Here is a 14,023-nt window from a genome sequence, read left to right on the forward strand (position 1 = left end):
GCTGTGCCTGCGGCGGCGATCCGATGACCCGTCAGTAGGTCATCGGTCACGGGCTCTTGACTCGTGACGCGGCAGTGGCCATCCTCGTCGGACCCTTGGATGAGGTCATGACAACCCGGCCATCGGTCCCGGGCCTTCGGGGCCCGGGCGGCCGGTACGTCGACCCCGCCACCCCCCGACCGAGGACGTGGGCCGTGACCAGTGCAGGACGCCCGTACCGCCGACGCAAGAACGTCACCGTCGTGTCGCTCCTTCTGTTCGTCCTGGCCGTCGCGCTGGGCCCGACGCCCAGTTCGGCGGCCGGAGACGACTGGTGGAACCCGACCGCACGGCCCGCGCCGGACTCTCAGGTCAACGTCACGGGCGAGCCCTTCACCGGCACCGACGCCAAGGGCGAAGTGCGCGGCTTCGTCGACGCGCACGACCACATTTTCGCCAACGAGGGCTTTGGCGGCCGTCTGATCTGCGGAAAGCCGTTTTCCGAGCGGGGCGTCGCCGACGCGCTCAAAGACTGCCCCGAGCACTACCCGGACGGCTCGCTCGCGGTCTTCGACTTCATCACCAAGGGCGGCGACGGCAAACACGACCCGGTCGGCTGGCCCACCTTCAAGGACTGGCCGGCCCACGACTCGCTGACCCATCAGCAGAACTACTACGCCTGGGTGGAGCGGGCCTGGCGCGGCGGCCAGCGGGTGCTGGTCAACGACCTCGTCACCAACGGCGTCATCTGCTCCGTCTACTTCTTCAAGGACCGTGGCTGCGACGAGATGACGTCCATCCGGCTCCAGGCCAAGCTGACGTACGACATGCAGGCCTTCGTCGACAAGATGTACGGCGGACCCGGCAAGGGCTGGTTCCGGATCGTCACCGACAGCACGCAGGCCCGTGAGGTCATCGAGCAGGGCAAGCTGGCGGTCGTCCTCGGCGTCGAGACCTCCGAGCCCTTCGGCTGCAAGCAGATCCTGGACATCGCGCAGTGCAGCAGGGCCGACATCGACAAGGGCCTGGACGAGCTGTACGCGCTGGGCGTGCGCAGCATGTTCCTGTGCCACAAGTTCGACAACGCGCTGTGCGGTGTCCGTTTCGACTCGGGCGCGCTCGGAACGGCCATCAACGTCGGCCAGTTCCTGTCGACGGGCACCTACTGGAAGACGGAGAAGTGCACCGGGCCGCAAGCCGACAATCCCATCGGCAACGCCTCGGCGCCCGAAGCCGAGAAGAGGCTCCCGGCGGGCCAGGAGGTCCCCTCGTACAGCGCTGACGCGCAGTGCAACGTCCGCGGACTCACCGAACTCGGCGAGTACGCCGTCCGCGGCATGATGCAGCGCGGGATGATGCTCGAGATCGACCACATGAGCGTCAAGGCCACCGGCCGGGTGCTCGACATCTTCGAGGCCGAGTCCTACCCCGGCGTGCTCTCCTCGCACAGCTGGATGGACATGGACTGGACCGAGCGGGTCTACGGCCTCGGCGGCTTCATCGCCCAGTACATGCACGGCTCCGAGGGCTTCGTCTCGGAGGCGAAGCGCACGGACGCCCTGCGCGACAAGTACGGCGTGGGCTACGGCTACGGCACCGACATGAACGGCGTCGGCGGCTGGCCGGCCCCGCGCGGCGCGGACGTCCCCGACAAGGTCACGTACCCCTTCAAGAGCGTCGACGGCGGCTCCGTCATCGACCGGCAGACCACCGGCGAGCGCACCTGGGACCTGAACACCGACGGAGCCGCCCACTACGGCCTCGTCCCGGACTGGATCGAGGACATCCGCCGGGTCGGTGGCCAGGACGTGGTGGACGACCTCTTCCGCGGCGCCGAGTCCTACCTCGGCACCTGGGGGGCCTCCGAGAACCACGAGGCCCCCGGCAATCTCGCGAACGGCTCCACCGCGTCGGCCAGTTCCTCGGAGTGGAGCCTGTTCACGAGCTACAAGCCGCAGCGGGCCGTCGACGGCGACGGCGGCACTCGCTGGGCGAGCGACTGGAGCGACGACCAGTGGTACCAGCTCGACCTCGGGTCCACGCGGCTCGTCAAGCGGGTCACCCTCGACTGGGAGCGCGCGTACGCGAAGTCGTACCGTATCGAGCTCTCCACCGACGGAGTGAACTGGCGAACCGCCTCGTCCATGACAGCGGGCGACGGTGGTCTGGACACCGCGAGATTCGCCGGCACACCGGCCAGGTACGTGCGCGTCCAGGGGCTGGAACGCGGCACCGACTGGGGCTACTCGCTCCGTGAGGTCGGCGTGCACAGCGGCTGACGCCCGCGAGCGGGGCTCCTGCTTGGATTCCGAGCAGGAGCTGCCGCGAATGAACGCATGAATCAGTCTTCATCTGTTCCTGTATGGTGGGGAGGCACGCGCCCCCGCCTGAAGGACCTCCGATGACCTCCACGCTCACGCCGCAGCCGGTCGAGCGGGCCGAGCCCGCCCGCACCGGGGCCGCGCCCCGGCGGCGTACCCGCGTCCTGGCGCTCCCCGAGGCGCGCTGGGCCACCGCCGCCACCGTCTTCTTCCTGCTCGCGCTGCCCTTGCAGTTGACCGGCGCCCCCGCCTGGACCTGGGGCCCGCTCTACACCCTGTCGTACGCCACGGGCGGCTGGGAGCCGGGCTGGGAAGGGCTCAAGGCGCTGAAGGAACGCACCCTCGACGTCGACCTGCTCATGGTCGTCGCCGCCCTGGGTGCGGCCTCGATCGGGCAGGTCATGGACGGCGCCCTGCTCATCGTCATCTTCGCCACCTCCGGCGCGCTGGAGGCGCTGGCCACCGCCCGCACCGCCGACTCCGTCCGCGGCCTGCTCGATCTCGCCCCCGCCACGGCCACCCGGCTGACCCCGGACGGCGGTGAACAGACCGTCCCCGTTGAGGAGCTGGCGGTCGGCGACACCGTCCTCGTCCGCCCCGGTGAGCGTGTCGGCGCCGACGGCCGCGTGCTGGACGGGGCGAGTGACGTGGACCAGGCGACCATCACCGGCGAGCCGCTCCCCGCGGCGAAGGAGCCGGGCGACGAGGTCTTCGCGGGCACCCTCAACGGCACCGGCGCCCTGCGGGTCCGCGTCGAGCGCGACGCGTCCGACTCGGTGATCGCCCGGATCGTCCGGATGGTGGAGGAGGCGTCCGAGACCAAGGCGCCCACGCAGCTGTTCATCGAGAAGGTCGAACAGCGTTACTCGCTGGGCATGGTGGCCGCGACCCTGGCCGTCTTCCTGGTGCCGCTCGCCTTCGGCGAGCAGCTCACCGAGGCGCTGCTGCGCGCCATGACGTTCATGATCGTGGCCTCTCCGTGCGCGGTCGTGCTGGCCACCATGCCGCCGCTGCTGTCGGCCATCGCCAACGCCGGACGGCACGGCGTGCTGGTGAAGTCGGCCGTGGTGATGGAGCGGCTCGGCCAGGTGGACGCGGTCGCGCTGGACAAGACGGGGACGCTGACCGAGGGCAGCCCGCGGGTCACCGATGTCCGGCCGCTGCCCGGGTCCGGCCTGGACGAAGCCGCATTGCTGACGCTGGCGGCGGCGGCCGAGCGGCCCAGTGAGCATCCGCTGGCCCGGGCGGTCGTGGACGCCGCCCGCGAGCGCGGTCTCGACCTGCCCGGCGCTGAGGACTTCACCTCCGCGCCCGGCGTGGGAGTGACCGCCGTCGTGAACGGCCGGGGCGTCGCCGTCGGTGCCCCGGCCCGCCTGCTGGACGGCACCGGCAACACGGTCACCGCCGTCGCCGAGGAACTGGAGGAGTCCGGCCGTACCGCTGTCCTCGTCCTCGTCGACGGCGCCCCCGCCGGGCTGCTCGGCATCGCCGACCGGCTGCGCCCGGACGCCGCCGCCACCGTCGCCGCGCTCACCACGCTCACCGGCACCGCCCCGGTGCTTCTCACCGGCGACAACCCCCGGGCCGCCGCGCACCTCGCCGCCGATGCCGGCATCACCGACGTCCGCGCCGGGCTGCTGCCGCAGGACAAGATGGCCGCCGTGCAGGAGCTGGAGAGCGCTGGCCGCAAGGTGCTGGTCGTCGGGGACGGCGTCAACGACGCTCCCGCCCTGGCCGCCGCCCACACCGGGGTCGCCATGGGCCGGGCGGGCTCCGACCTCGCCCTGGAGACCGCCGACGCCGTGATCGTGCGCGACGAACTCGCGGCGGTCCCCACCACCGTCGCCCTGTCCCGGCGCGCGCGCAGGCTGGTCGTCCAGAACCTCGTCATCGCCGGGGTGTTCATCGCCGGTCTCGTCGTCTGGGACCTGGCCGGAAACCTGCCGCTGCCGCTGGGCGTCGCGGGCCACGAGGGCTCCACGGTCCTCGTCGGGCTGAACGGCCTGCGGTTGCTGAGGGAGTCGGCCTGGCAGCGCGCCGCCACCAAGGGGACCGGCTGAGTCTCCGTCAGCGCGTCGGCGCCGGACCGCTGCTGGCCCGCACCACGAGGTCCACGGGGACGAGCGTGTCGACGCGGGGCCGTCCCCCTGGGCCGTCGATGCGGTCCAGGAGGAGCCGCAGGGAACGGGTGCCGATCTCGGCGAAGTCGGTGCGGACGGTGGTCAGCGGCGGCAGGAGATGCGCGGCCTCGGGGATGTCGTCGTAGCCGACGACGCTGACGTCCCCGGGGACGGACCGCCCGGACTCGTGCAGGGCGTGCAGCAGGCCCAGGGCCATCTGGTCGTTCGAGGCGAACACCGCCGTCACCTCCGGGCGCCGGGCCAGCCGGCGGCCCAGGTCGTACCCGGAGTCGGCGCTCCAGTCCCCGGCGAGCGGGGCCGGGATGTCGGCGCCGGCCGCCTGGAGCGTCGACTGCCAGCTCGCCAGGCGGTGGTCGGCGGAGCTCCAGCCCGCGGGACCCGCGATGTGCCAGACCGTGGCGTGCCCGAGGCCGAGGAGGTGCTCGGTCGCCTTGCGGGCACCGGTGCGGGAGTCGCCGGTGACCAGGGGCGTGCTGTCGTCGAGGGCGCTCTCCAGCACCACCAGGGGAGTCCCGAGGTCGGTCTCCGCCAGGGCCCGGCCCACCCATTGCTGCGGGGCGATCGCGATGACGCCGTCGGCGCCCTCGGCCGACAGCCGGTTCACGGCCTCCACGACGGTGTCGTGGTCGGCCGTGTCGAGCGCGATGGAGCTCACCAGGTAACCGGCCTCCTGGGCCGCGGTGTTGATGGCCGTCAGGATGGAGGCGGGCCCGTACCGGGCGGCGTCGAAGGAGATGACCCCCAGCATCCGCGTCCGGCCGCTGGCCAGCGAGCGCGCGCTGCGGCTGGGCCGGTAGCCGAGCGTGCGCATGGCGTCCAGGACCGCCTCGCGCGTCTCGGGGCGGACGGCCGGATGGTCGTTGAGCACCCGGGAGACGGTCTGCTTGGAGACGCCGGCCATCCGGGCCACGTCGGCCATCACCGGCCGCGCCCCCGCGAAGTTGCGCCGGCTGCGGCCCTTGGGGACAGGGCTGTCGGTGGCGCTCGGTGTCATGGCGGGTGATTCCTCGGCGTCGGTTACGGCGGTCCTGACCCCGCCCGGCAGGAGCACAGCATAGGCCGGGCGGGGCCCGCGGGATTCTCAGCCGGCCCGCACCGTCCACGAGCGCGTGACCACCCACTCGGCGTGCCGCACCCCGGCCGCACGCCAGTCGTCACCCGCCTGCCCCGGTACATGCACAGGAGCCTCCGCGGCCAGCGGCAGTACCCTCATCCGCAGACCCCGCGCCCGTACCTCCTCCACCGGCAGCCGGTCCAGGCCGATGTCCCAGACCCGGCCCGAGTAGAACTGGTCGGCGACCAGGACGTCCCCTACATAGGCCCGGGCCAGGTCGCCCGTCCAGCGCAGCCGCAGCAGGACACCGGCGGGCGCCCGGAGCAGGTCTTCCGGTACGTCGACGTGGTACTCGGCGGCCGCCGTCTCCACGTACTTGTCCGCCGGTACGCTCGCCCGCCCCTGCACGCCGGTCACCGGCTCGGGCGCTGGACCGGCGGGCCTGACCAGGGTGACGGGCACCGCGGTGTCCGCGAGGGGCGCGGCCCCGATCGTGTAGCGGGTGAACACGCCGTCCGCCACCGCCCGCACCCGCGCCCCCGCCACGACCGGGACGGCATCCGGCGCGGGCAGCACCGCGAACGACGGCTCGGCGGCCGGGCTGTGCAGCCGTACCTCGTCACCGTCGAAGACGACTCCGTCCCCGCACAGCACCAGCCGCTCGGCTCCCCAGGCGTCACCCCGGTAGACGGTACGGGCCGTCCCCGCGTCCAGGACCAGCAGCCCGACGCGTGAACCGTCGGCGGCGTCCACCTCGACCAGGGCGTCGGTGCCGGGCCGCACTCCGCTGACCAGGACCCTGCCGCCGATCGGCGTGACCTCCCCGGTGGGTGTCGCGACGGACGCCACCGTGTCCGCGTCCAGGGCGAGTTCGGGCGCGACGCCGTCGGTCGCGGCCAGCACCAGGACCGTACGCCCGCCCGCCTCGACGGTGCACACCGGCTGCGCGGTCGCCCACTCCAGCCGCAGCCCGGCCACGTCCAGCCGCAGGGGCCAGCAGAAGCAGGCGCCGGAGGGCACGGTGACGGGAACGCTCGGCAGCGTCAGCGTCGGTGCGTCCGGGAAGCCGACCGTGAAGGCCGTGTCCGGGTGGTCGGGCAGCGGCTCGTGCGGCTGGTGGTTGGTCACGAACAGGAAGCCCGAGGTGCCGTCGCTGCGGACGGCCCAGCGCAGCGTGTCCCGGTCGTGCTGCCCGGCCGGCAGCCGCTCGGGCAGCACGGACTCCATGGGCGCGATCCGGTGCCCGAAGTCGGCCAGCAGCAGGTGCTGGAGCCGCAGTTCGTGGTACGAGGGCCGCACCTGGCCGTACTCGCCGAGCGGGGCCTGGAAGTCGTAGGACAGGACGGGCAGGTCGTTGGGGTAGCCGGTCGCGTGCGACTCCTGAAGGGACGTCAGCTCGCCGGGCGGGTTCGTGCCGCCGTGGAACATGTAGTAGCCCTGCCACACCGAACCGCAGCCGATCTTGGTGAGCCCGAGTGCACCCACGTCGGCGGCCTCGACCCGGGGTCGCCGGTGGTAGGCCACCGCCATGCCGCCGCCCAACTCGCAGGTGGCCCACGGGAAGCGGTCCACCGGTACGGGGTCGGCGCCGCGCACGGCCGTGGGCCGCAGATCGGCGCCGATGCCCTCGTCGTCGCGCTCGTGGGTGAAGAAGAAGTGCTTGCGGCAGGTGTCGGGCCAGCCGCCGTCCGCCTCCGTCCAGAACGCCTCCGGATAGCCGCCGTACAGAGGGAGCAGTTCCTCGCCCGGAAGCTGGACCCCGCCCCAGGCGGTCGACGTCCACAGGGGCGCGCTCAGTCCGGCCTCCTGGGCCAGGCGCTTCAGGGTGCGCAGATGGCCGGGCCGGTCGTAGAGCTCGTTCTCGATCTGGATCGCGACGATCGGGCCGCCGTGCGCCCGGTCCAGGCCGCGCAACTGCCCGGCGATCTGCGTGAACCAGGCGCGCACGGGCTCCAGATAGGCCGGATCGTCGGTGCGCGATGTGGCGGCGCGGGCGAGCAGCCAGTCGGGCAGGCCGCCGTTGCGCACCTCGGCGTGGGACCAGGGTCCGATGCGCGGGATGAAGTCCAGGCCGTGGCGGGCGCACAGCTCGGCGAAGCGACGCAGGTCGCGGTCGCCGTCGAAGCGGGTCCGTCCCTCGATCTCCTCGTGGTGGATCCAGATCACGTAGGACGCGACGGCGGTCACCCCGCCCGCCTTCATCTTCAGCAGCTCCTCCTCCCACTCCCGGGCCGGGTAGCGGGAGTAGTGGAACTCGCCGGAGACCGGGAACCAGGGGCGGCCGCCACGGGTGAGCCAGCGGCTGGTGACCCCGATCGGGTCGGGTACGCCCGGCGCGTCCGCGAAGGGCAGGTGGCCGGTCAGCGGGAGAGCGGAGGACTTGGGAACGCGCAACCGGTGCGGGGTCACCACGTGTTCTCCGGGCCGAGGTCGGGCGTGTCGGTGAGCTGGACGCTGGTGGCGGTGGTGCCGTGCAGTTCCAGCAGGACCAGCTCGTTGCCGCCCGGCCGCAGCACCGGCGCGGGGACGTACAGCGTGTGCTGCGGGCCGCGGTTCCAGTAGCGGCCCAGGTGGAAGCCGTTGACCCAGGCCTGTCCCTTCGTCCAGCCGGGCAGGGCGAGGAAGGCGTCGGCTGGCGTGTTCACCTCGAAGGTGCCGCGGTGGAAGGCCGGCACGGTGACCGCCGTCCCGTCGCCCGGGGTGAACGGCACCGCCTCCAGGTCGTCCAGCGGCAGCGCGTGGCAGTCCCAGCCGCGCAGGACGGTGCCGTTGAAGGAGGCGGGCCCGAGCAGGCCCTTCGGGGCGCCGATGCGGGGGCCGTAGTTGACGCCACCCATGTTCTCGACGAGCACCTCGAGCCTGGCTCCCGGGTGCGGGATGCGCACCGGCAGCGTCTCGTCGTGGCGCTCGCGCTCCAGGACACCGACGGGTGCGCCGTCGACGAAGACCTGGGCACGGTCGCCGACGCCGCCGGCGAAGTGCAGCAGGCCGTCACCGGAGGCGGGAAGGACGGTGCGGTAGAGCGCGTAGCCGGTGTGCTGTCCGAGCTCGCCCATGGTCACCGGGGCGTCGGTGCGGACGGGAGCGGTGAGCGTGCCGGCGAGGGGAAGCAGGGGTGCCCGGCCGTCCAACTCGACGTCGACCGGTGGCAGTTTGGGCCCGGGAGCCGGGGCGGGCTCGTCGGGGACGCCGACATGGCGGGCGATGACCTCGCGGAAGGCGTGGTACTTCGGGCCCGGGTCACCGTACTCGGTGAGCGCGGCGTCGTAGTCGTACGACGTGACGGTGGGTTCGTAGGCGTGCTTGTGGTTGGCGCCGTTGGTGAAGCCGAAGTTGGTGCCGCCGTGGAACATGTAGATGTTGACGGACGCCCCGGCGGACAGCAGCCGGTCCAGATCGGCGGCGGCGTCGGCCGCGTCCCGTACGTGGTGGGGTCCGCCCCAGTGGTCGAACCAGCCGATCCAGAACTCGGCGCAGAACAGCGGGCCTTCGCTCCGGTGCTCGCGCAGCCGCCCGAGGTTCTGCTCGACGCGGCTTCCGAAGGTGCCGGCGGTGAGCACGCCCGGCAGGCTCCCGGCGGCCAGGTGCTCGGCGTCGGCCTGGTCGCAGGTGAACAGCAGCTCCTCGACACCCCGGGAGCGGAACGCGTCGGCCAGGTGCTTCAGATACGCGCTGTCGTCGCCGTAGGCCCCGTACTCGTTCTCCACCTGCACGGCGATGACCGGACCTCCGGCCGCCGCCAGGTGCGGCCGGAGCGCGGGCAGCAGCAGGTCGAGGTAGCGGTCGACGGCTCCGGTGAAACGCGGGTCGCTGGACCGCAGCCGGATGTCCGGGTCCGACGTCAGCCAGTCGGGCAGGCCGCCGCCGTCCCACTCGGCACAGATGAACGGACCGGGACGCAGCAGTACGCGCAGCCCCTCGTCCTGGGCGAGTCGGAGGAACCGGGGCAGGTCGAGGAGGCCGTCGAGCACGAGAGGCCCGTCGGGATCGGGCTGGTGGTGGTTCCACGGGATGTAGGTCTCCACCGTGTTGAGGCCCATCAGCCGGGCCTTGCGCAGCCGGTCGGACCACAGGCCGGGGTGGACACGGAAGTAGTGGAGCGCACCGGAGATGATCCGGAACGGCTCGCCGTGCAGCAGGAATCCGTCGGACGTCGTCGTCAGGGCGGGCATGAGGAGGCTTCCCTTCGGGATGCGGGCGGAAGTCAAGGGACGTCGATGGGCGTTTCAGCGGGAGCGGGTGACGCGGATCAGCCAGAGCGTCGCGGCCAGGCACAGCGCCGAGACACCGCACAGCAGCAGGGGCACCGCGCGGACATCCGACCACTCGATGGCCTTGCCCAGCGCCGGACCCGCCACGACACCGCCGACCATCGAGGCGGCGATGACGAGGGCACCGGCTCTGCGGGCCCGCGGGGCGGCCCGGTTCAGCCAGGGCAGCCCGGTGGGGAAGATCGGCGCGATGAACAGACCGACACCGGCGTACGCGTACGGCGCCAGCACCGGCACGGACGCGGCCAGCAGACACACCGTCATGCCCGCGCAGGACACGGTGATGATCGCCTGGGCGGAGAAACGCAGCGCGAGTGGCGCGACGAGGAAGCGGCCCACGGTCATCATCAGCCAGTACACGGAGGTGGCGGTGGCGGCGACGCCCGCGCCGTAGCCGACGGTCTCCAGGTGCGTGGGTTCCCAGCCGCCGACACCGGCCTCGATGCCCACGTGCAGGACGTAGAGAGCGACGAAGACGGCGAGCACCGAGACGAGGCTCCGCCGCAGGACCGCCCCACCGCTCGCCTCGTCACCGGCCGGGACGGGCGCGTCGTTCCGTACGCCCCTCAGACACAGCAGCAACGGCAGGTTGGCGAGGGCGAAACCGAGGAAGACGGCCGGGTAGTGCTCGGAGCCGACCACGCCGATCAGGGCGGGGCTGAGGATGGCGCCGATGCCGAAGTGGGCGTGGAGGATGTTCAGCATCGCGGTCGAACGGTGGCCGAAGCCCACGGCGAACAGCTGGTTGAGCCCGTAGTCGATGCCGCCGAAACCGAGCCCGGCGAGCAGGGCCGCCGCCAGGGCGGTGGGCCAGCCGGGCGCCAGCGCGAAACCCGCCGCGCCGACCGCCATCAGCAGGTAGGAGCTGCCGAGGAGGTGCCGGTTGCCGACCCGCCCGTAGAGCCGGTCGAACAACAGGACACCGGCCACGCCACCGACGAAGTGGGCACTGAGCCCCAGCCCGGCGGCGGACGGCGAGAGCCCGAACTCCGCACGGAAGCCGGGGATCGCGGGCCCGTACAGGGCCTGCAACGCACCCATGAGCACGAAGCCCACGCAGGAGGCGACCGTGGCGGGCCGACTGAAGACCGGGGCGGACGGTGCGGGGGAGAGGGTGCTTGCGCGCTGTGCGGCGGGCTGGTCGGTCACGCGGACTCCGAGGTACGGCCGACGGCAGGGAATGGTGATGTTACCGGTAACATCCGTTCCGTCGACACCCTTCGGCGGCACGGACGAGAAGCTCCGCGCACGTTCCCCGCTGCTGTGACCACTCCTGTAATCGCGTGGCCGAGCTGGTGCAGCGGCTGATCTAATGCGCGCGTGGAGACCTCCAGGAGCGACGAAACGCGTCCCGCCGACCCCTGGCCCGGATACTTCGCCGACCACGGACACCCGGAGGCCCGCCGTATCGGCGCCGGTGTCGAGGGTGTCGTCTACGGGCTGGGCGCCGGACGGGTCGCCAAGGTGTGGACCGTCAGACCGCCGACCGAGCTCACCCGCCAGGTCTACGCGGACATCGCGGCACACCGACTGCCCTTCGCCACCCCCGAGATCCTCGACGTCCAGGAACACCAGGGCATCGCGGTGACGTACGAACGTGAGCTGCCCGGTGTGCCGATGCGGGGCGACTCCGCACATGAGGACTACGAGCGCGAACTGCCCGCCCGGCACAAGGACACGCTGCTCGCCGTCCTGCGCGCTCTGGCGTCGGTGCCGGGCACGGACGCGATGCGCAGGCTGACCGTCCAGGGCGACGACCGGCCCCTCTGGCAGGGCCACGACCGCTTTCAGGACGCGCTCGCGGCCCTGGTCGCCCGGGCCGCGGCCCGGCACGGCGCCGCCCTCGCCGCGCGGGTGCCCGGCTTCGCCGCCGGCGTCGAGCACACGCTGAACGCTCTGCGGTCGCTGCCCGACGCCCCGGTCACCGTGATCCACGGTGACCTCGTGCCGCCCAACATCCACGTCGACACGGCCGGCCGACCCGTCGCCGTACTCGACTTCGGTTTCTGCACGACCGCGGGCGACCCGGCCTTCGAGGCCGCCGTCACCGCCGCCGTCTGCGACATGTACGGCCCGCACGCCCAGGAGCACACCGCGGAACTCACCCGGCTCTTCGCGCAGGAGCTCGGCTACTCACCCGCCGCCCTCACCACCTATCAAGCCGTCTACGCACTCACCACCTACGACCTGTTCGGCCTGGACGACAGCGACGGACACTTCCGGTGGTGCGCCGGGCAGCTGCGTCGCAACCGTGTGTTCGGGCTGACGTAACGGAAGGGACCTTCGCCATGGCCGTCATCCACAAAACCTCGCTCGAACCGAGCAAGCTGGAGCTGCTCACCTCCTGGCTGCCCTCCCGTCCGTGGTACCGCGGTGGCACGGACGAACCGAAGCCGGCCAAGGCCGGCGGGTTCCGGCTGGACGACCCGCAGGGCGAGGTCGGGATCGAGTTCATCGTCGTCACCGACGCCTCCGGCCCTGACCCGACCACCTACCTGGTGCCGCTCACCTATCGCGGCGCCCCGCTCGACGGGGCGGAGCACGCCCTCGTGGGCACCATGGAGCACGGCGTGCTCGGGCGGCGCTGGGCCTACGACGGCTGTCACGACCCCGTGCTGCTCGACCGGTTCGCGGCCTTGATCGAGGGGCGGGCGCAGGCCCAGGACCAGAACATCAGCGATGCCCCCGACCGGGAGGTCGTCGCGTCCCACACCGGCCAAGGCACCGTCCCCACGGACTTCGTCACCACCGACGACCAGGACGGCACCCGGCTGACCACCCCGGACGGCACGACCCTCCGCTTGCACCGGGTGCTGCGACCTGCCCCGGACGGCTCTGTCCCGCCCTCCCGGGGAGTGGCCGGCCAGGTCACCGGGGCTTGGCAACTGCCGGACGGCACCCGCGCCCGAGGAGTGTTCGCCGTTCTGCTCACCGGCCCTGCGGCCTAGAGGATGACCGCCGTGGCCGTCGAACCCCCGCGGCGCCTCGCCCTCCTCGGCGGCGGCTTCTCCACCGACGACGACGGCCTCCTGGACGACTGGGTACTGGCCCGGGCACGCGCCTCCCGCCCCAAGGTGTGCTTCGTGCCCACGGCCAGCGGAGACGCGCCGGCCTACATCGAACAGTTCCGTACGGCGTTCGGGGACCGCCCCGCCTGCGAACCCTCCGTCCTGCACCTGTTCCGCCGTGACCTGGACGACGACGCACTGCGCTCCTTCCTGCTCGCCCAGGACGTCGTCTACGTGGGCGGTGGCAACACGGCCAACCTCCTCGCGGTATGGCGGACCCACGGCGTCGACCGGCTGCTGCGGGAGGCCTACGGCCACGGCACGCTGCTGTGCGGCATCAGCGCCGGCGCCAACTGCTGGGCCGAGGGCTCGCACACCGACTCCTTCGGGCCGTTGAGGTGTCTCCCCGACGGTCTGGGGCTGCTGCCGGGTTCCGTCTGCCCGCACTACGACAGCGAACCGGGTCGTCGGCCCTCCTACCGCGCGGCCGTGGCAGCGGGACGGCTGGCGTCGGGCTGGGCGGTGGAGGACGGGGCCGGAGTGCTCTTCGCGGACGGTCTGCCGACGGAAGCCGTCACCCGGGCGCGGGGAGCCGGGGTGTACCGAGTGGAACCGGTCGGGGGTGGCGGCGTGAGCGAGCGTGCGCTGCCCTGCCGGCTGCTCGGGGCCTCCCTGTAGGCGCGGCGTTCCTGAACCTCCGGCCACATCCCGTTGATCCCCTGAACCTCGGAAGATCAACAGGATTGCTTCCGGCGCGATCGGGTACGCGAGCAGGACCGCGCCCGGGGCGGATCATGTCCCGGGCGGGCCGCACGACCGCCGCTACCAGGGAATCTGCCATGGAGACACCCGCAAACGACCCCACGCCCACGCCCGCCCAGCGGGCTCTGGACGCCCTCGCCGACAACACCGAGGACGCGGCGGCTCTGGACGCGCTCGCCAACAGCGACGTGCTCATCCCCGTGCCCGACGACGCGAACGACGCCGACACCGCCAACCCCTCGGCGGTGGCACTGCCGGTGCTGGAGCAGCCGGGCGGCGAGCCGGTGGTGCCCGTGTTCACCTCCGAGGTGGAGATGGCCGGGCTGCTGCCGTTCGTCTCCCGCTACCGCCTGGTGCCGCTCGGCGCCCTGGCCGCCCAATGGCCGGCCGACGACCTGTCGCTCACCATAGACGGCAGCTCGGAGCACCGCCTGACGCTCACCTCGGAGGGAGTACGCACCCTGCTGGCACGCCCGTAGGACCGAGT

General features: G+C 72.5%; 10 protein-coding genes. 6 read left to right on the plus strand and 4 right to left on the minus strand.

All coding sequences use genetic code 11. The features are described from left to right. The first annotated feature begins 194 nt into the window (after positions 1–194). Together ABFX81_RS37545 and ABFX81_RS37550 are read left to right on the plus strand one after the other, a co-directional pair. On the plus strand, positions 195–2,258 hold the full coding sequence (locus ABFX81_RS37545; RefSeq protein ID WP_086853480.1) for a discoidin domain-containing protein: 2,064 nt from the start codon (positions 195–197) through the stop codon (positions 2,256–2,258). Between the two features lie 122 nt (positions 2,259–2,380). Further along, complete coding sequence (locus ABFX81_RS37550; protein WP_346139328.1) at positions 2,381–4,360, plus strand: heavy metal translocating P-type ATPase; 1,980 nt, start codon at positions 2,381–2,383, stop codon at positions 4,358–4,360. A 7-nt stretch (positions 4,361–4,367) separates the two neighbouring features. Here the strand turns inward: ABFX81_RS37550 and ABFX81_RS37555 are convergent, their stop codons facing one another. From ABFX81_RS37555 to ABFX81_RS37570, 4 genes are all read right to left on the minus strand, one after another. Further along, the gene (locus ABFX81_RS37555) at positions 4,368–5,435 is read right to left on the minus strand and encodes a substrate-binding domain-containing protein (protein WP_086853482.1); all 1,068 of its coding nucleotides are present in this window, start codon (positions 5,433–5,435) and stop codon (positions 4,368–4,370) included. 87 nt (positions 5,436–5,522) lie between these two features. Then, a complete protein-coding gene (locus tag ABFX81_RS37560; protein WP_346139329.1) occupies positions 5,523–7,907 on the minus strand; it encodes a beta-galactosidase in 2,385 nt (794 codons plus the stop codon). After that, positions 7,901–9,667 (minus strand): beta-galactosidase, encoded by a 1,767-nt coding sequence (locus ABFX81_RS37565; RefSeq protein WP_086850314.1) that lies wholly within the window; start codon positions 9,665–9,667, stop codon positions 7,901–7,903. The genes ABFX81_RS37560 and ABFX81_RS37565 overlap by 7 nt, the downstream gene beginning before the upstream one ends. Before the next feature lie 54 nt (positions 9,668–9,721). Continuing rightward, positions 9,722–10,915 carry an MFS transporter gene (locus tag ABFX81_RS37570; protein WP_346139330.1) on the minus strand — a complete coding sequence of 398 codons (1,194 nt, stop codon included), beginning with the start codon at positions 10,913–10,915 and terminating at the stop codon, positions 9,722–9,724. 171 nt (positions 10,916–11,086) lie between these two features. On the opposite strand from ABFX81_RS37570, the gene ABFX81_RS37575 reads away from it, so the two are divergent. From ABFX81_RS37575 to ABFX81_RS37590, 4 genes are all read left to right on the plus strand, one after another. Next, positions 11,087–12,037, plus strand: coding sequence for a phosphotransferase (locus ABFX81_RS37575; RefSeq protein WP_086850315.1), 951 nt, complete (start codon positions 11,087–11,089; stop codon positions 12,035–12,037). Between the two features lie 17 nt (positions 12,038–12,054). After that, the gene (locus ABFX81_RS37580) at positions 12,055–12,714 is read left to right on the plus strand and encodes a maltokinase N-terminal cap-like domain-containing protein (protein WP_086850316.1); all 660 of its coding nucleotides are present in this window, start codon (positions 12,055–12,057) and stop codon (positions 12,712–12,714) included. A gap of 3 nt (positions 12,715–12,717) precedes the next feature. Further along, the gene (locus ABFX81_RS37585; RefSeq protein WP_086850317.1) at positions 12,718–13,452 is read left to right on the plus strand and encodes a Type 1 glutamine amidotransferase-like domain-containing protein; all 735 of its coding nucleotides are present in this window, start codon (positions 12,718–12,720) and stop codon (positions 13,450–13,452) included. Positions 13,453–13,613: 161 nt separating this feature from the next. Continuing rightward, the gene (locus ABFX81_RS37590) at positions 13,614–14,015 is read left to right on the plus strand and encodes an SseB family protein (RefSeq protein WP_086850318.1); all 402 of its coding nucleotides are present in this window, start codon (positions 13,614–13,616) and stop codon (positions 14,013–14,015) included. Positions 14,016–14,023: the final 8 nt, after the last annotated feature.

The sequence above is a fragment of the Streptomyces coeruleofuscus genome (genome assembly GCF_039532725.1).
In the GTDB taxonomy this organism is placed as follows: domain Bacteria; phylum Actinomycetota; class Actinomycetes; order Streptomycetales; family Streptomycetaceae; genus Streptomyces; species Streptomyces coeruleofuscus.